Below are 19,173 nucleotides of genomic sequence, written 5' to 3'. Positions count from 1 at the left end.
TGTCTTATTGTTCTTCAACTTGATCAATATACGTAAGAGTCTTGCCAGTCCAACCAGCAATAACAGTTAGTATTGGAGATAGTAGGCAGAAAAACGCAAAAGGAAGGTATTCCCAAGTTGTCACTGATAGTACGTTTGTGATGAAAATCCCACATACACTCCATGGAACGAGCGGATTTACTACAGTTCCTGCATCTTCTGCAACTCGAGCAAGATTTTTGTTCTTCAAACCTACTTTTTGAAACTGTGCTTGGAATGCTTGTCCTGTTAGTAGGATTGAAAGGTATTGCTCTCCGATTAATGTATTTACACCAATTGCTGTAATTGCTGCACCTGTAATAACGGAACCCACACTTTTAAAAAGTTTCTCTAAACGAGATAGTAAGGTTTGGATAATGCCTAAAGTAAATAAAAGGCCCCCCATACTAAGAGCTAAAATAACTAATCCAACAGTAAACATCATGCTATTAATACCACCACGAGATAGTAGCGAATCAATATCTTTAATTCCTGTGTGAGAAGTATAGCCGTTAAATAAAATATTCAAGACTTCTCCAAAACCATAGTGTTGATGGAAATAGGAAACGATAATTGCGACAATTGTGCTTACGGCTAGTGTTAAAATAGCCGGTATTTTTTTTAATGCCATAATAATCAAAACCACTAGAGGAATTAATGTGTACCAATGAATCATCCCCGTTTCGAGCAGTCCATTTTTAAATGTCACAATTTTATCTATGTTTTGTACAATCTTTGATGGTGACAATAAGCAATAAATTATTAATGAAAGAATAAGTGCTGGAATGGTTGTCCAACACATATTCTTGATATGTTCAAATAAATTAACGCCCATAATGGTAGACGATAAATTGCATGTATCAGATAATGGAGACATTTTATCCCCAAAGAATGCTCCAGATACTATGGCACCAGCAGTAATCGCAAGTGAAATGTCCATAGCGCTCGCCATTCCAATAAAGGCTACACCTATAGTTGCTGTTGTCGTAAGAGAACTACCAATCGCAATCCCAATAATACAACAGACGATAAATACAACTGCATAGAAGAAATGAGGTGTGATTGTTACAAAACCTAAGTAAATCAATGTAGGGATTGTACCGCTCATCATCCAACTACTAATCAATGTTCCAATAAAGAAAAAGATGAAAATTGCGCTCATTCCTGCTGAAGCACCACCAACAAGTCCACTCTCTAGAGCTTTGTATGGAACTTTTTTATATAAACCATATGCCATCAATAATAGAATCGCAATTAATATAGGCATATGCGGTACTGAATCAAATCCAGCAATACATACTGTCATAATGGCAATAATTATAATAATCAAGATGAATGCCTCTAAAAAGGAAGGTGTCAACTTGGCTTTAATATGAAACATTGTAAATCCTCCTCAGACTTCAATTTATTGCTATCAAGCTGAACTGCTTTTAAATAAAAAAATCCTTCTATCCCATCGTAAGGGACGAAGGAAACTCCGCGGTACCACCCTAATTGTCAACATAATTTGACCACTTCATTGGTTCAAGTTTAGTTGATGGTGTAATTCATCATTGTAATAACCTAGGCTTTCAGCAACTGCCTAGTCTCTAATTGCTGTTATCTACAACACTACTATTGGTCCATCACTTGAAATATACTTTTTCACTTCAACGCGTTGAAGCTATAAAGAATTTTATCATGTTTAATAGGATAGTCAATACATTTGACGTAATTTTAATATATTAATAGGAAAATTTATATCATAGAGAAAAGGTACCGTTTTACTTTTGAAAGCTCTACAGAAAAATCCACCTGACATATAGTTAAATAATCAACTAAGTAGACGCATATGGATGGTTAACGAGTGATAAATATTTCGCTTTACTTATATTAAAAAAGGGTGATTGTAGCTCTATTTAGGAAAATCTAAGGAATTATTAGCATTTTATAAGGTTATTATTAACTGAATTTTATGATAATATAAATAGATGAACAATTTTGGAAATAGAATACAACAAGAGAAAAATAAAAGGGGGAATTTAAGATGTCCGATAATATATATCAATTATTGGCAATTCTTATTTATATGATTGCTATGTTGGTAATTGGCTGGTATGCATTTCGTAGAACATCCAATTTAACGGATTACATGCTAGGAGGACGATCGCTTGGACCGGCAGTTACAGCTTTAAGTGCTGGTGCAGCAGATATGTCAGGTTGGTTATTAATGGGTTTACCAGGAGCTATTTATGCGAGCGGTTTAATTGAATCATGGATTGCCATTGGTTTAACTGTAGGGGCTTATTTAAACTGGTTACTCGTTGCACCTCGTTTACGTATGTATACGCAAGTTTCGAATGATTCGATTACCATTCCAAGCTATTTAGATAACCGTTTGAAAGATAAAACAAAATTATTAAGAATCGCATCAGGTTTAATCATTTTAGTGTTTTTCACTTTCTATGTATCTTCAGGGATGGTAGCAGGAGGAGTATTCTTTAATAGTTCATTTGGTTATAACTACCATACAGGTTTATTGTTAACTTCAGGAGTTGTTATTGCATATACGTTATTTGGTGGATTCTTAGCTGTGAGTTATACAGACTTTATTCAAGGTCTTGTTATGTTTTTAGCACTGATTATTGTTCCAATTTTCGGTTTGTTTTTAACAGGTGGATTTTCAGAAACTGCTGCTTCTATACGTACCGTTGATCCAAAATTATTAAATCTATTTTCAGGTGCAACGTTGACTGGCGTTATTTCAACAGTTGCTTGGGGATTAGGTTATTTCGGGCAACCGCATATTATTGTCCGCTTTATGGCGATCAAAAGTGTAAAAGAGACAAAACAGGCTCGCCGAATTGGTATTGGGTGGATGTTCTTAAGTTTATTCGGTGCGATTGCAACTGCATTAGTTGGTATTGCCTATTATCAACAAAATGGTTCTACTTTGGAAAACCCAGAAACTGTATTTATAGTTCTTGGCCAAATTTTATTCCATCCTTTTATTGCAGGCGTTATGTTAGCAGCGATTTTGGCAGCAATTATGAGTACAATCTCTTCTCAACTAATTGTTACATCATCTGCATTAGTAGAAGATATTTACAAAGCGGTATTTAAATCAGATGCTTCGGATAAACAGTATGTATTTTTAGGTCGTATGGCTGTATTGCTAGTATCTCTACTTGCGATGTATTTAGCGTGGGAACAAGGAAACAAAATTCTAGACCTTGTATCGTTTGCCTGGGCTGGATTTGGTGCAGCATTTGGACCAATCATATTGTTAACACTATATTGGAAGAAGATTACGAACTGGGGCGCTTTAGCCGGAATGGTCACAGGTGCTATCACAGCATATGTATGGGGATCGAATGCAACATTACATGCGAAAATGTATGAAATTGTACCAGGTTTTATCGTATGTTTAGTCGTAGCTGTTGTAGTTAGTTTAATTACTTATAAACCAAATCAAGAAATAGAAGATGAATTTGATAGAACAATAGAATTATTAAATCAAGAAAAGAAAGGATAAGTAACCTGTCTGTAGATTGCAACTGCATTTCTACAGACATTTTTTCTAAGGAGTGATGAGAATGTTCGAATTAGATCATGTCGTTTATTTTACAGAAAAAAATCCAAAAGAAATTGCTCAAGAAGTTACAATTGAAGGCATACACCCTGTTGAAGGTGGGCAACATATACAATGGGGTACATGTAACGCATTGCTTTATACAGAAAGTAGCTATATTGAATGGTTAGCTGTTGAAAATGAAGAGATTGCTAAGAGTTCGACACAGCCTCTTACAAAACAATTATTATATGACCTTAAGGCTGGAGAAGGTTATAATTCATTATGTTTACGAACAGTTGATATTGAAAGCAAAAATCGTTATTTCAATAAACTTGGCTATAGGACAAGTGGTGTTATTCCAGCCGAGAGAAGAACAACAAATGGAAAGTTAATCAAATGGAAAATGCTCTTTATAGACCAAAAGATTGATCACGCACTACCATATCCATTTTTCATTGAATGGGACCAACCATTAGAGAAACGATATGAAGAGTTAAAGATAGATGGTACGATTCAACAAACTAATGGAAAACTGCAAATCAAACGTTGTATTTTCTATGTGAAAGATGTTGAGCAAAAAGTAACGCAGTGGTCTCGACTGTTATCATTGCCAGCAAAAGCAAATTCACTAAAGCTTCCCAATACTACGTTTGAATTTCATTATCATGAAGGGGAGAAAGAACGTCTTCACACAATAGAGATTGTGAAAATTTGAGTTTTTGACATTTCTTGTGATAGGATGGACATACCTTATTAGTAGAAGTACCTGGAGAGTAGGCAATCTGCTCTCCTTTTTATTTAAATAAATGTAAACTTAGGATTTTGTGAGGGAGGAACTATATTGGATCCATTTATCGAAAAAGCAATATTAGTTGGAGTCAATTTACGTAATGATTTGCATTTTGACTATTCAATTGAAGAACTAGGAAATTTGGCTGAAGCCTTAGATGTTGAAGTGGTTGGTGTTATTACACAAAATTTAGAACGTATAAATCCTTCGCACTACGTTGGTACAGGTAAAATAGAAGAAATAAAAAACTTTTATAACGAGGCAGACGCAAATTTAGTGATATTTGATGATGAACTATCCCCATCACAAATTCGTAACTTAGAAAGAGACTTGGAATGTAAAGTGATTGACCGTACTATGTTAATTCTAGATATATTTGCTAGACGTGCGAAATCTAAGGAAGCACAAATGCAAGTTGAATTAGCCCAATTACAATATATGTTACCACGATTAGTAGGACTTCGAGATTCATTGAGCCGGCAAGGCGGTGGTACAGGAGGAGGTCTTGTAAACCGTGGCGCAGGGGAAACAAAACTTGAATTAGATCGCCGGAAAATTGAAGATCAAATCTCAAAACTTCATAAAGATTTAGAACAAGTAAAAGAACAAAGAGAAACACAAAGGAAGCAACGACGTAAAAGCCAAATTCCAATCGTTTCAATTGTAGGTTATACAAATGCAGGGAAATCTACGATTATGAATCAACTACTTAACAAAATCAATCAACAAGAGCATAAACAAGTATTTGAAAAAAACATGCTCTTTGCTACACTTGAAACTTCAGTAAGGCAGATTACTTTACCTGACAACAAAAGCTTTTTATTAACAGATACAGTTGGTTTTGTAAGTAAGCTACCACATCACTTAGTAAAAGCGTTTCGTTCTACTTTGGAAGAGGCAAGAGATGCAGATTTACTTTTGCATGTAGTCGATGCATCCAATGCAGAAAACCAGTACATGATGGAAGTTACCAATAATACATTACAAGAAGTTGGCGTAGAAGATATCCCAACTGTCTATGTGTTCAACAAAGCAGATTTAGCGAATCTTGCTTATCCATATGTAAATAATAATCAAATTTGGATATCTGCTAAAGAAGGGGCAGGGCTCGATGAATTACTTCAGCTAATTCGTCAACATATTTTTTCTAATTACGTAACTTGTACTTTTTGTATACCGTATGAAAGAGGAGATCTTGTTTCCTATTTAAATGAATATGCCCATATATTGGATACTTCTTATGATGAAAAGGGAACTATCTTAAAAGTTGAAGTAAAGGAAGCAACCGCGCAAAAATATCAAGAGTTTAGGGTAAACTAGAGCGATGACAAAAAAGTCTCGCTCCCTTTTTTTGTATATATTTGTATTTCTGGAAAGCACAATATTATTGTAAGGAGTATTTTATTTAGTCGAGATTTAGATGAGAAATATTATAGGCTCCTGATTAATATTACCTAATGTTATTGATATAAAAGACTTTCTTTATATTAAGTTATTGGAAAATATAAAATATTCTATAATTATATTTTATTTTGACATGTTACATTTGTGTGTGTATAATGGACAACAGACTCGTTGGAAAGAAAAGTTGTAGACGATATAGTTTGAATTGTTGGACTATTTTTTATATTGAAAGAAGGAGAGTTTCTTATGGCAACTAAAGAGGAAATCGTAAAGTCTGTTCCTCAAACAGGATTCTTCGGGCATCCAAAAGGCTTATTTAGTTTGTTCTTTACTGAATTCTGGGAACGATTCTCATATTACGGTATGAAGGCAATACTGATCTACTTCATGTACGATACAGTAAAAAATGGTGGTTTAGGTTTAGATGAAACGACTGCCGCATCAATTATGGCAATTTATGGTTCACTAGTTTATATGTCTGGGATTATCGGTGGATGGATTGCAGACCGTGTTTTAGGTACTAGAAGAACAATATTCTGGGGTGGTATTTTAATTATCATCGGTCACCTTTCTCTAGCAATTCCTGGTGGCTTAACATTCTTATTTGCTTCAATGATATTTATCATTATTGGTACTGGTTTATTAAAACCAAACGTATCATCAGTTGTAGGTGATATGTATGCAGAGGACGATACTCGTCGCGATGCAGGTTTCAACATCTTCTATATGGGTATTAACGCTGGTGCGTTTATCTCTCCATTAATCGTTGGGGCAGTCCAAAAACAATATAACTATCATGCAGGTTTTAGTATTGCTGCAATTGGTATGGCAATTGGATTATTTATGTACACACATAAACAAAAACAAAAATTAGGACTTGCAGGTTTAGAACCTACAAACCCATTAAATGTTAACGAACGTAGCAGTATTCTTAAAAAGTTTATTGTAGCTGTTATTATTGTTGCTGTAATAGCAATTATCGCAGCGATGACTGGCACACTAACAATTGGCGGTGTCGTTAACTTCTTCACAGTAATTGGATTATTAGCTCCAATATGTGTATTTATCTGGATGTTCACTAGTAAAAAAACAAAGTCAGAAGAAAAATCACATCTTCTTGCTTATATTCCGTTATTCATTACAAGTACAATGTTCTGGGTAATACAAGAACAAGGTTCAACAATTCTTGCAACTTATATCGAAAAACGTACTAATTTAACAGTTGGGTCATTTGAGATTCCAGCTTCTTGGTTCCAATCTTTAAATCCATTATTTATTATCACAATGGCGCCAATTTTTGCATGGATTTGGGTTAAGATGGGGAATCGTCAACCATCTACACCAATTAAATTTGCATTCTCACTATTGTTTGCCGGGGTTTCATTCTTAATTATGATTATTCCAGCAATTTCTTCTGGCGGTACAGCATTGATTAGCCCATGGTGGATTGTTATTTCATTCTTCCTAGTTGTAATCGGAGAATTATTAATGTCACCAGTTGGTCTATCAGCAACGACTAAACTTGCGCCAGCAGCGTTTGCAGCACAAACAATGTCTCTATGGTTCTTAACAAGTACTGCAGCTCAAGCATTGAATGCTCAATTTGCAAAATTATTTAGTAAGATTTCAGAAATTCAATACTTCGGTTATCTTGGTGGAGCTTCAGTAGTTCTTTTCTTAATCATGTTAATCTTAAGTCCATGGATTTCTAAGAAAATGGGTCATATTCGATAAGAACGCTTCATATGAATAAAACAAACCTGTCCTTTAATCGGTTTTGCCGGTTTTAGGACAGGTTTTTTATTTATGTAAGCACGAGCTTGTTTAACAAGATTCCTAATAATGCATCATTCCCTCTGAAAATAGTAGCCCACTTCTACCCAAACATACCCCAAATAATAAACTAATTGAGAATTAAAAAACATTAAGATCGAGTATTAACAAGGAATTTCTTGCACCAAACTGTTTATTTGATAATCATTTTCATTTATCCATTGAAAATGATTATCAATATGGACTATAATAATTATTGTGAGTAAATGATAATGTTTTTCATTTATCAAGTCATTTACTCATAGAATGGAAGAAGTTGAGGTTAATATGAAAAAGCGATATTTGTTTATAGCACTTGTAATTCTATCTATTTTATCTCTATTTGTTGGGGTAAGTAATATTTCGCCTAAGGACTTGCTAGATATTCAATCGGAAAAAACGCAAATTTTCCTTATTAGTCGTGTACCTAGGTTAATCGCGATCATACTAGCGGGAATTGGAATGAGTATTGCAGGCTTAATCATGCAAAGTTTAAGTCGCAATAAATTCGTGTCACCGACAACGGCTGGTACACTAGATGCCACTCGTTTAGGAATTTTAGTATCGATGTTGTTATTTGCAAACGCTTCGATCTTAGAGAAAATGGTGGTTTCATTTATATTTGCATTAGCCGGCACAATATTATTTATGCAAATTTTAAACCGTATTAAATTTAAAGACGCGATATTTATTCCACTTGTTGGGTTGATGTTTGGCAATATTTTATCTTCCATTACAACTTTCTTCGCATATAAGTCAAATGTTATTCAAAATATTTCGACTTGGTTGCAAGGGGATTTTTCGATGATCATGAAGGGACGCTATGAATTGCTTTATCTTAGTGTGCCAGTATTAATTGTTAGCTATCTCTATGCTAATCGATTTACGGTAGCTGGGATGGGGGAAGATTTTGCAAAGAACTTAGGGCTTGCTTATAAACGAATTGTTAACTTTGGATTAATCCTTGTTGCTTTAGTGACAACTACTGTAGTACTAACAGTTGGTATGATTCCATTTTTAGGCTTGATTATCCCAAATATCGTTTCTATTTATAAAGGAGATCATTTACAAAAGACTTTACCGCATACCGCTATGCTTGGAGCAATTTTTCTATTGATTTGCGATATTTTGGGACGTGTTCTTATTTATCCTTATGAGATTTCTATTAGCTTAATGGTAGGCGTCATCGGCAGCGCAGTCTTCCTATTCTTGTTGTTTAGGGGGAGAGCGTATGCGTAATAGTGTCAAAATATTAATATTGGTGGTTCTTTCCTCTATATTTTGTGGTTTATATCTGTTCCAAGGATTGAATGGTAACTATGATTACATATTGCCTCGTCGGATGATTAAAGTGCTGGCGATGGCATTAACTGGTGTTTCGATTGCTTATTCTACGGTTATTTTCCAAACCATTACACATAATCGGATTTTAACCCCAAGTGTTATGGGATTAGATTCAATGTATCTGTTATTACAAACGGTTATTATTTTCTTCCTAGGTTCTGGACATGTCGCGATTATGAATACGCAAGTTAACTTCTTTATTTCTGTCATTGCCATGATTGGATTCGCTCTGATTCTTTACCAGTTTTTATTCCGTTCAGGAAATAGACCGATTTACTTTTTACTTCTAGTCGGGATTATCATTGGAACCTTTTTTGGAAGCGTTACAACTTTCATGCAAGTATTAATTGATCCAAACGAATTTTCACGAGTTCAGGACAAAATGTTTGCGAGTTTTAATAATGTAAATGGCGATTTAGTATGGCTTGCATTAGTTATTATCATTGTTGTTATGGTGTTTGGTTGGCGAATGATAAATGAATTAGATGTCTTATCACTTGGACGAGAAACTGCTATTAACTTAGGAGTTCCTTACGACAAAGTAGTAAAAAGGATGCTTGTCATCTCAAGTATTTTAATTTCAGTTTCTACAGCTTTAGTAGGCCCGATTACTTTCTTTGGTTTAATCGTAGCAAACCTATCTTATCAATTTTTCAAAACCTATAAGCATTCTGTATTAATCACAGGTGCATCTCTTTTGAGTATCGTTGCTTTATTCGGTGGTCAATGGCTTGTTGAGAGAGTATTTACCTTTTCGACAACATTAAGTGTTATCGTCAATTTCATCGGTGGTATCTACTTTATTTACTTATTACTAAGGGAGAGTCGATCTGCATGATCCAAGTTAAAGAAATATCCAAGTTTTTTGGAAAAAAAGTCGTCGTTGATAAAGTAAGCGTTGATATAAAACGTGGTAAAATTACATCCTTTATCGGTCCGAATGGTGCTGGTAAATCTACTTTACTTTCGATGGTCAGTCGGTTACTGGATGCAGATACCGGTGAAGTTTTGCTCGATAGCAAAGATGTGAAGAAATTAAAATCCAATGATTTTGCAAAAAGAGTATCGATATTAAAACAGTCTAATTTTATGAATGTGAGACTAACTATTCGTGAACTTGTTTCTTTTGGTCGCTTCCCATATTCTCATGGTCATTTAACAGATGAAGATAAGAAGAAAATCGATGAGGCTATTCATTATATGAATTTAGAAGATATAGAGCATGATTATTTAGACGAGTTATCAGGTGGGCAACGCCAACGAGCCTTTATCGCAATGGTTATCGCTCAAGATACTGAATATATTTTGCTAGATGAACCGTTAAATAACCTAGATATGAAACATTCCGTTCAAATTATGAAAATCCTAAGAAAGCTTGTAGATGAATTAGATAAAACAGTCGTCATTGTCTTGCACGATATTAACTTTGCCTCTGTCTATTCAGACTTCATCGTCGCATTAAAAGATGGGAAAGTCATAAAAGACGGCCCAACAAATGAAATTATTAACTCTGAATCACTAAAAGAAATTTACGATATGGACATCCCTATCCAAGAGATGGACAGCTGCCGTATCTGTGTATATTTTAATTCATAATAAAGGAGATTAAAAAAATGAAAAAATGGTCGTTATTCTCATTAGTTTTTGCCATGCTTCTCGTATTGGGGGCATGCAGCTCAAAAGATTCAACTAAAGAAGAATCAAATTCCGGATCAAAAGAAGAAACAATCACTGTAGTAAATGATTTTGGTATTCAAAATGAGGATGGTACATCAGATTCTGTAAAAGACGAAGTAAATGTACCGAAAAACCCCAAAAAAGTTGTTTCTTTTGATATGGGCTTTCTAGATACACTAGATACACTAGGAGTTAAAGTTACTGGTGTTCCTCAAGATTCTATTCCAAAATATCTTGAAAAATATGCAAGCGCAGATTATGAAAACCTTGGTACATTAAAAGAACCCGATTTTGAAAAGCTAGCAACAATTGCTCCAGATGTTATTTTCATCTCTGGTCGTCAAGCAAGCCTTTATGATGAATTAAGTAAAATTGCTCCAACGGTTTATGTAGGATTAGACACATCAAATTACATGGAATCCTTTAAAAAGAATACTGAACTAGCAGGCAAAATCTTTGGTAAAGAAGATCAAGTAAAAGATGAATTAGCAAAAATTGATGATACAATCACAAAAGTTCAAGGTGAAACAAAAGATTTAAATAAAAAAGCATTAATCATCTTAGGTTCAGAAGGTAAAATCAGTGCTTACGGTCCTGCATCACGCTTTGGCCTTATCCATGATGTGTTTGGTTTCAAAGCAGTTGATGAAGGAATTGAAGTTTCTACACATGGCCAAAATGTGTCTTACGAATATGTCCTAGAAAAAAATCCAGACATCATCTTTGTGGTAGACCGTGATGCAGTTGTGACAAAAGGTGCTTCTGCGAAAAAAGATATTGAAAATGATATCGTAAAGAAAACAACTGCTTATAAAGATGGTAAAATCATTTACCTTAACCCAGAAGTTTGGTACTTATCAGGCGGAGGATTACAATCTGTAGCTGAAATGGCAAAAGAAGTAGAAGCTGCACTATAATCAATGTGGTATAGTTGCCCAATTTATTTAAAGGATTTTGTGAAAAATAAAGCACTTAGCATTTTTTTGCTAGGTGCTTTTCTGTGTTTTTTTCCATAAAATATAGAAAGGGCATTTGCCCTGTCATAAGATTGTTTATGGAAAGGTGGAGTTATGATGAAAAGATTTTACTATCCTTTTGCGATTGTAACTGTCATCATCTTTTGGATTATATATTTCAACTTAAATAGCAATTGGATTGCTAGTTTAGATGCTAATGCATCGGACTTACTGAAAGGAAGTTCATTCTTTGGATTTTTTCATAACTTTGGAGAAACTAAATTCATCTTACTTGTAGCCATTCTTATGCTCATTTGGTTATGGATACGCCATCATAATTATAGTGGCATGATGTTTGTGTTACTAGCAATTGGAGCAGGAAACGTACTGAATCAGATGATCAAAAATTGGGTACAACGAACACGGCCTGATATTCCTCATCAGTTATCATCTTTTAGTTTTCCTTCAGGTCACGCAATGGTGGGAATACTCTATATATTTACATTAGCATATTTTATAACAGAGTTTTCGGCATCTACAAAGAAGAAAATCATTGTTTGGTCTTTCGCCGTCATATTAACTGCTTTGATTGGATTATCCAGAATTGCAGAGAGTCATCATTTTGCATCAGATATAATTGCTGGGTGGTCGCTAGGATATAGTTGGTTTATCTTAATCGTTATTTGGTATGAACGCCGTAAAAAAGTAATAAATCAGCATACAAATTAGCAAAACAAAAGGCACTGATATGTAAAGAACAGTGCCTTTCTAATATAAGATTAAGTATGAGGTATTGTTCTTTTTTCTGTAATCTTATGAATAATAAAGGCTAAAATAGCAGCGATGATTAAGAAAGCTAATACGATACTCACAACGCCACTCCAGCCGAATTTAGACCAGAAGAAACCTCCTGTCGTCCCTCCAACGCTTGAGCCTACATAGTAAAAGAATAGGTAAAGTGATGAGGCTTGTGCTTTATCATGTGTTGCTCGTTTTCCTACCCAGCCACTAGCAATGGCGTGACCACCGAAGAAGCCAAAAGTTAAAATAGCAATACCAAGTATCTTAACCAATAAGTTACCGGTTAGTGAAAGAATGGCTCCACTAAACATTAATCCAATCCCTAATAAGAGCATTTTAAAACGCCCATGCTTATCAGCTAATTTACCCATCCATGCAGAACTAAAAGTTCCGACTAGATAAATTAAGAAAATCCACCCAACAATCGTTTGACTTAAAGAATATGGAGGTTCAAGTAATTGAAATCCAATATAGTTATATATGGTGACAAAAGATCCCATAAATAAGAAACCAATTCCAAACAGACTAAGTAAAGCTGGATCCTTTATATGCATGAGTAATGACTTAAATAATGGTTTAAATGCTAATCTTTCTGGCTTGAAATGCTTTGATGCAGGTAGTAAGAAATAAAAGGCAATCGCTACAAGTAAACTAATAACGCCAATAGTAATCATACCGATACGCCAATTGAAGAAATCACTAACAGACCCCATGATAATACGTCCGGCTAAACCGCCAATAGAATTCCCACTAACATATAACCCCATAGCAGCACCTAAACTTTTAGGTTCAATTTCTTCTCCTAAATAAGCCATCGCGATAGCAGGTAACCCTGCAAACACTATTCCTTGAATTACCCGTAAAATTAATAACACATGAAAATTTGGTGAGATGGCAATGAGAAATGTTAAGATGGCTACTGCAATCATTGAAAAAGTCATAATTGGTTTACGACCCCAAGCTTCTGAAAGTGAACCAACAATCAACATACAAAAAGCTAAAGATGCTGTTGTTAGTGATAGAGAGAGACTAGCAGTTGTAGGGGAAATATGAAAAACCTTTGCAAATGTAGGTAATACTGGCTGGGTCGTATATAAATTCGCAAATGTACTAAATGCACCCGCAAACAATGCTAGATTGGCTTTGCGAAAATCAATTGTTCCTTGTTTGATATACTCATCCATTCTAATGATCACTCCATTAAATAATTGCAGATTTCGAAGTTCAATTGTCAATTTCTCGCTTACGGTTTATTATAGTTTCAATCAATTCATAAATACAATTTATTATTTTTATTAATTCGATTCCAATTGGTTATTAGGGGGTGCAAAAATGGATTTACAGCAATTGAAGTATTTCCAAACAGTAGCAAGGATAGAACATATGACACACGCAGCAGAATTATTGAATATCTCCCAACCCGCTCTAAGTAAGTCTATTGCTCAACTTGAAGAAGAAATTGGTGTCCCATTATTTGAACGTAAGGGGCGTTCCATTAAATTGAATCGATATGGTGAACTCTTTTTAACAAGAACATTGCCGATCAATAAGCTTTACGATGATGTTAAACAAGAGATATTAGATCTTGTGGCACCTGATTCAGGTGTATTATCTCTAGGATTTACGCATACAGTTGGAATGGAACTGGTCCCACATTTAGTTCATCGATTTCGTAACAAATTTCCAAATGTTCAATTTGAATTTACACAAAATAATTCATCTCATATACTTCAGCAACTCGAGGAGGGAAAGTTTGATCTTTGCCTGGTGCCATATGTTGAAACAGATATTCCATTTGAGTGGATTGAACTTTGGAGAGAAGAATTGTTCGTGATTGTACCGAAGAATCATCCATTAGCAATTCGTAAGCAAATAGATTTATCACAAATTGGAGAGTATCCGTTTGTTTCAATAAAAAAAGGAAATTCACTAAGACAAATCAATGATCAATTATTGGAGCTTGCAAATATATCACCTGAGATTGTCTTTGAAGGGGAAGAGTTTCATACAGTTGCAGGCTTTGTTGAAGCAGGTTTAGGTGTTGCATTATTACCTAATATTCGAGGGCTAAATGCCTATCAAGTTTCTAAAATTCCTGTAAGCTACCCAGCTTGCGAGCGCAAATTGGGACTGGCCTTTATGGGGAAAAGATATATGCCGCAAGTTGCACAAACATTTCGAAATTTTATCATTGAAGAAATTAAAGAAGAATAAATATATAAGGTAAGAATACTTTTCTTCGAGAAATATTGTTTCATAAAGGAAAGAATTTGCATACAATGACCAAAACGTTCAAATTAGAGAGAGGTATGCGGATGGATGCAAGTGTTTTATATGCGCTGGGGTTAACATTATTTGCTGGATTGGCAACAGGTGTAGGAAGTTTAATTGCATTTTTTACATCAAGGACGAACACAAAGTTTTTATCCTTTTCACTTGGGTTTTCGGCGGGTGTCATGATTTATGTGTCACTTGTTGAAATTTTCGTAAAGGCAAAGATAGCACTTGTCAGTGAACTAGGGGCGAAACAAGGTTACTTATTTACCGTGATTGGATTCTTTGGCGGCATGTTATTAATTGCATTGATTGATAAGCTGATTCCGAGTCTTGGAAATCCTCATGAAGTGAAGATGGTCGAGGATTTGAAAAAGAGTCCTTCTAATGCCGATTATACGAAACTTATGAAGATGGGGGTTTTTACAGCACTAGCTATTGGCATTCATAATTTCCCAGAAGGTATTGCAACATTTGTTTCTGCTTTAAATGACCCAAACCTTGGTCTTGCGATTGCTGTTGCTGTGGCCATTCATAATATTCCAGAAGGTATAGCAGTATCTGTTCCGATTTTCTATGCAACGGGTAATCGTAAAAAAGCATTCAAGTTATCGTTCTTATCGGGGCTTGCAGAACCTGTTGGAGCTTTTGTCGCATATATGCTCTTAATGCCATTTCTAAATGATATTATGTTTGGAATGATTTTTGCTGGCGTCGCAGGAATTATGGTCTTTATATCATTAGATGAATTATTACCAGCTGCACGAAGATACGATGAGGCGCATTCATCTATTTACGGCGTAGTTTTAGGGATGATTGTAATGGCTATTAGTTTGGTATTATTGGCATAAAGAAAGGGGATTGCAGTATGTTTTGCAATCCCCTTTACTATTGGGCGTATTTGCCTTTACATATTATCCAGCTGCGGCGGCTAGACCCTCAAGTCATTTCAGTCCCTCGGTTGAAGCTTGCAACACGCTTTCGATTCGGGCCTTCCAATGATTTCGGAGGCCCACAGGATGTGGGTCAGATAGCCGTTGCCACATGATGTGGCGCTTTTAGGCTATCTTCCTTTTTAACGAGCGCCCTCTGCTTTTATTTATTAGAAGCTACTGTGAAGCGTTCGTTTATGTGTTTAGGGTTTTCGATTTCGTCTAGTACTGCGACGGCAAAGTCTGCATAAGATACGTAGCTTTCGCCTTGTTCATTTACTAATAGGTTATCTTTTCCTTCGATATATTTTCCTGTACGTGGACCTTCTGGATCGAAAATTGCGGATGGGCTTAAGAATGTCCAAGTAATTGTAGAGACTTTCAAATCTTCTAGGTTTTTAGCTTGGTTAGAAGCAGTAGGTTTTACGAAATCAGGGAAGTCTGGTGTATCGATCACGAGAACTGTTTTTTCAGGATCTACGAATAGGCTACCTGCACCACCAACTACAAATAGTTTTGTGTTTTTTGCATCTTTGAAGATATCAATTAGGTGACGACCAGCTTCCACATGTAATGTTTCTTGACCCATTGGAGCGCCAAAAGCATTTACGACAACATCAAATACATTAATATCTGCAGCTGCTAAATCAAATACATCCTTTTCTAATACAGTAATAGTTTGATCTTGTAATTTTGATGCATTGCGAACGATTGCTGTTACTTCATGTCCACGTGATTTAGCTTCTGCTAAAATTTTGTTTCCTGCTTTACCTGTTGCACCGATAATTCCAATTTTCATTATAAATTCCTCCTAGATTATTCAAATAGTTTAGTAATCTTGTAACTAATAAAGTTACAGGTAGGGTGAGAAAATAGATCGTCTCTTATGTAAAGAGATGATCTAAAATGTCTTGAAGTGTCTCTTCTTCCAATTTACTTTCCATTGCTTGTTGAACAGAGCAAAATACATCATCTAATGTTGATTGAATTTGTTTACCTACTGCACAATTCGGATTTGGATTGTCATGAATGGCAAATAAATCTTCAGGTGCTTGAACAGCCCGATATATAGCTAATAGTGTTATGTCTTTGGGTGCTATCGTCAGTTTGTAACCTGACATTCCGGCATGAGATGTAATTAAACCTGCTTTTTTCAATTGGCTACTGATGCGACGAATGACTACTGGATTAGTATTTACGCTGCTAGCGATAAATTCAGAAGTTAGAGTGTGTGCATCCTTTGTAGAAGCAATCAATGAAAGTATGTGAATCGCAACAGAGAACCGACTGTTTACCATTTGGCTCACCACCTGTTTGTAACTATAATAGTTACAGGAAGATGGAATGTCAAGTGATTATAATTTTTGAATAGAAGAGAATCTTCCCGAATGCACAATCCCTAATCAAAAAGATAACAAAAAACCAAGCACATAATAATATGTGTTTGGTTCAAAGGTTTATTCTACTAATTCTGAGATTTTTACTTGTACACCTTTTGTATCCACATGAACAGCTTGAATATCATAGCTAGGGAATAGAGGTTTCATTTTTTCAACAAAGCTTTCTACGCGTTCTTTATTGATCAGTGAGATGACAGTGGGGCCAGCACCACTTATAGCTGTACCAAATGCGCCTGCATCTTTTGCAGTTTGGCGAATTTCATGATAATTTGGGATTAAGTTTGCGCGGAAAGGTTCATGGAATAAATCATGTTCCATAAATTCTCCAGCACGTTTGTAATCCTTTAATAAAAGCGCTGCTGTTAACATATTTGCATTGGCGCTTGCATGTACAGCATAGGCTTTATCATAATTTGCTGGCAATACTCTTCTTGCTTCTTCTGTTTTTAACTCTACGTTTGGTATAAAAACAGCAAATGCAGCATCGACATCTTGTACATTTATAAGTTCAAGTTGACCGTTAGGTAATGTAGCACCAATTGTGAGGCCACCACATACTGATGCAGAAGCATTATCGGGGTGACCTTCAAGCTTAGAAGCTAGACGGCAACGTTCATCAATAGATAAGTTTAAATTACAGATTTGATTGGTTATTTCAATTCCTGCAACAATAGCAGAAGCACTGCTTCCAAGACCTCGTGCTAATGGTAATTCACTATGCATAACAACTTTACATGGTGGCAAATTAACATTATAACGTTCGGCTATTTCTTTTGCGACTTTATAGATTAGATGGTCTTCCATTGTAAACTTTTGGGGAAGATGAGGTGAATGGTGTTCAAATTCCCATTGGTTGCTAAGTGTTACATCTAAATCCAGATAAAGACCTAATGCTAAACCAATTGAATCAAATCCTGGTCCTAGGTTGGCTGTACTACCTGGGACAGAAATGGACCACTTTTTACTCATACTAAACCCTCAATATACTTGCGAATTTCTTCTTCATCGTTTGGCAAAGAAATCATGTCCACTTTTGATGCACTTACAGCTGTATCAGGGTCTTTTAATCCATTACCTGTTAGTACAGCAACGACGCGACTTCCTTTAGGAATAGAGCCGTTTGCGACTGATTGTAAAACACCTGCAACAGAAGCAGCTGATCCTGGTTCAGCGAAGACGCCTTCTTTTGAAGCAATTTGGCGATATGCATTCAAAATTTCTTCATCTGTAACAGAACCAATTTTACCATCTGATTCATCACGAGCAGCTTCAGCTAGTTTCCAACTTGCCGGATTTCCAATACGAATAGCAGTGGCAATTGTTTCAGGATGTGCGATTGGTGCACCTTGTACAATTGCAGCAGCACCTTCAGCTTCAAAGCCAAACATTCTAGGAAGCTTGGTACCTTTTTTATCGTTGTATTCTTTGAAGCCCTTCCAATAAGCGCTGATGTTACCAGCGTTACCGACTGGAATTGCAAGAATGTCCGGAGCTTCTCCTAATTGGTCACACACTTCGAATGCAGCTGTTTTTTGCCCTTCTAATCGATATGGATTAACTGAGTTTACTAATGTAACGGCAGTTGTTTCGCTGATATCACGTACAACTTGTAGTGCTTCATCAAAGTTACCGTCAATTTCAATAATTTTCGCACCGTACATGTATGCTTGAGCTAGTTTACCAGCAGCCACTTTCCCTTTTGGAATAACGATGATTGCTTGGATACCAGCACGTGCAGCATATGCAGCAGCCGCTGCAGAAGTATTACCAGTAGAAGCGCAGATAACACATTTACTACCATCTTCAATGGCTTTTGCTACAGCCATGACCATACCACGGTCTTTGAAAGAACCAGTAGGATTCAAACCTTCAAATTTTACATGTAAATCAATATCTAATTCCTTTGACAATGTATCTAAATGAATAAGTGGTGTATTTCCTTCATGTAATGTTAATGCTGGTGTTTTTTCATTTACAGGTAAAAATTCTTTATAGTGCTCTAAAAGGCCCTTCCACATATGTAACAATCTCCTTTTGTAAAAACCATTTTTAATGTTCGTTCAAAAAGTACAAGTGTTTTTCTATAAGAGACATTTTAACGCATTTTAGGTCCTGTTTTCAATAGTATCTCTGTAAATTTTCAAAACAATTTGAATTTATTTTCATCTTGTCACAAAACACTTTTCTGTTTATAGTTGTATGTACAATAGAA

At 35.5% G+C, this 19,173-nt stretch carries 17 protein-coding genes; 11 read left to right on the top strand and 6 right to left on the bottom strand.

What is annotated here, in order from left to right:
- Positions 1 to 4: 4 nt before the first annotated feature.
- Positions 5 to 1,399 carry a Na+/H+ antiporter NhaC gene (gene nhaC / locus ACWV26_RS18525; RefSeq protein WP_455896140.1) on the bottom strand — a complete coding sequence of 465 codons (1,395 nt, stop codon included), beginning with the start codon at positions 1,397 to 1,399 and terminating at the stop codon, positions 5 to 7.
- A gap of 645 nt (positions 1,400 to 2,044) precedes the next feature.
- On the opposite strand from nhaC, the gene putP reads away from it, so the two are divergent.
- From putP to ACWV26_RS18480, 9 genes are all read left to right on the top strand, one after another.
- Positions 2,045 to 3,532, top strand: coding sequence for a sodium/proline symporter PutP (putP, locus tag ACWV26_RS18520; RefSeq protein WP_455896139.1), 1,488 nt, complete (start codon positions 2,045 to 2,047; stop codon positions 3,530 to 3,532).
- A gap of 61 nt (positions 3,533 to 3,593) precedes the next feature.
- Complete coding sequence (locus ACWV26_RS18515; protein WP_455896138.1) at positions 3,594 to 4,286, top strand: VOC family protein; 693 nt, start codon at positions 3,594 to 3,596, stop codon at positions 4,284 to 4,286.
- A gap of 126 nt (positions 4,287 to 4,412) precedes the next feature.
- Positions 4,413 to 5,681 carry a GTPase HflX gene (gene hflX / locus ACWV26_RS18510; RefSeq protein ID WP_455896137.1) on the top strand — a complete coding sequence of 423 codons (1,269 nt, stop codon included), beginning with the start codon at positions 4,413 to 4,415 and terminating at the stop codon, positions 5,679 to 5,681.
- A gap of 330 nt (positions 5,682 to 6,011) precedes the next feature.
- A complete protein-coding gene (locus tag ACWV26_RS18505) occupies positions 6,012 to 7,499 on the top strand; it encodes a peptide MFS transporter (RefSeq protein ID WP_455896136.1) in 1,488 nt (495 codons plus the stop codon).
- 366 nt (positions 7,500 to 7,865) lie between these two features.
- Entirely contained in the window at positions 7,866 to 8,816 is a 951-nt protein-coding gene (locus tag ACWV26_RS18500; RefSeq protein WP_455896135.1) for an ABC transporter permease, read from the top strand.
- Entirely contained in the window at positions 8,809 to 9,759 is a 951-nt protein-coding gene (locus tag ACWV26_RS18495; RefSeq protein ID WP_455896134.1) for an iron chelate uptake ABC transporter family permease subunit, read from the top strand. The genes ACWV26_RS18500 and ACWV26_RS18495 overlap by 8 nt, the downstream gene beginning before the upstream one ends.
- Positions 9,756 to 10,517, top strand: coding sequence for an iron ABC transporter ATP-binding protein (locus tag ACWV26_RS18490; protein WP_455896133.1), 762 nt, complete (start codon positions 9,756 to 9,758; stop codon positions 10,515 to 10,517). Before ACWV26_RS18495 ends, ACWV26_RS18490 begins: the two co-directional genes overlap by 4 nt.
- Before the next feature lie 17 nt (positions 10,518 to 10,534).
- Positions 10,535 to 11,515, top strand: a complete 981-nt coding sequence (locus ACWV26_RS18485) for a siderophore ABC transporter substrate-binding protein (protein WP_455896132.1) — start codon at positions 10,535 to 10,537, stop codon at positions 11,513 to 11,515.
- 156 nt (positions 11,516 to 11,671) lie between these two features.
- The gene (locus tag ACWV26_RS18480) at positions 11,672 to 12,283 is read left to right on the top strand and encodes a phosphatase PAP2 family protein (RefSeq protein WP_455896131.1); all 612 of its coding nucleotides are present in this window, start codon (positions 11,672 to 11,674) and stop codon (positions 12,281 to 12,283) included.
- A 50-nt stretch (positions 12,284 to 12,333) separates the two neighbouring features.
- On the opposite strand, the gene ACWV26_RS18475 is transcribed toward ACWV26_RS18480, so the two are convergent.
- Entirely contained in the window at positions 12,334 to 13,539 is a 1,206-nt protein-coding gene (locus tag ACWV26_RS18475; RefSeq protein WP_455896130.1) for an MFS transporter, read from the bottom strand.
- Between the two features lie 148 nt (positions 13,540 to 13,687).
- On the opposite strand from ACWV26_RS18475, the gene ACWV26_RS18470 reads away from it, so the two are divergent.
- Together ACWV26_RS18470 and zupT are read left to right on the top strand one after the other, a co-directional pair.
- Positions 13,688 to 14,569, top strand: a complete 882-nt coding sequence (locus ACWV26_RS18470; RefSeq protein WP_455896129.1) for a LysR family transcriptional regulator — start codon at positions 13,688 to 13,690, stop codon at positions 14,567 to 14,569.
- 101 nt (positions 14,570 to 14,670) lie between these two features.
- Positions 14,671 to 15,480 carry a zinc transporter ZupT gene (zupT, locus tag ACWV26_RS18465; RefSeq protein WP_455896128.1) on the top strand — a complete coding sequence of 270 codons (810 nt, stop codon included), beginning with the start codon at positions 14,671 to 14,673 and terminating at the stop codon, positions 15,478 to 15,480.
- A gap of 244 nt (positions 15,481 to 15,724) precedes the next feature.
- Here the strand turns inward: zupT and ACWV26_RS18460 are convergent, their stop codons facing one another.
- The 4 genes from ACWV26_RS18460 to thrC all read right to left on the bottom strand — a co-directional run bounded on the left by ACWV26_RS18460 (position 15,725) and on the right by thrC (position 18,979).
- Complete coding sequence (locus ACWV26_RS18460) at positions 15,725 to 16,360, bottom strand: NAD(P)-dependent oxidoreductase (RefSeq protein ID WP_455896127.1); 636 nt, start codon at positions 16,358 to 16,360, stop codon at positions 15,725 to 15,727.
- Positions 16,361 to 16,445: 85 nt separating this feature from the next.
- Positions 16,446 to 16,859 (bottom strand): Rrf2 family transcriptional regulator, encoded by a 414-nt coding sequence (locus ACWV26_RS18455; protein WP_455896126.1) that lies wholly within the window; start codon positions 16,857 to 16,859, stop codon positions 16,446 to 16,448.
- A gap of 159 nt (positions 16,860 to 17,018) precedes the next feature.
- On the bottom strand, positions 17,019 to 17,930 hold the full coding sequence (gene thrB / locus ACWV26_RS18450; protein WP_455896125.1) for a homoserine kinase: 912 nt from the start codon (positions 17,928 to 17,930) through the stop codon (positions 17,019 to 17,021).
- Positions 17,927 to 18,979: a threonine synthase gene (gene thrC, locus ACWV26_RS18445; RefSeq protein WP_455896124.1), complete on the bottom strand. Its 1,053-nt coding sequence runs from the start codon at positions 18,977 to 18,979 to the stop codon at positions 17,927 to 17,929. Before thrC ends, thrB begins: the two co-directional genes overlap by 4 nt.
- Positions 18,980 to 19,173: the final 194 nt, after the last annotated feature.

The sequence above is a fragment of the Rummeliibacillus sp. JY-2-4R genome (genome assembly GCF_053847205.1).
The sequence above is the reverse complement of the archived record's forward strand: the minus strand, read 5'-3'. Positions and strand labels throughout refer to the sequence as shown.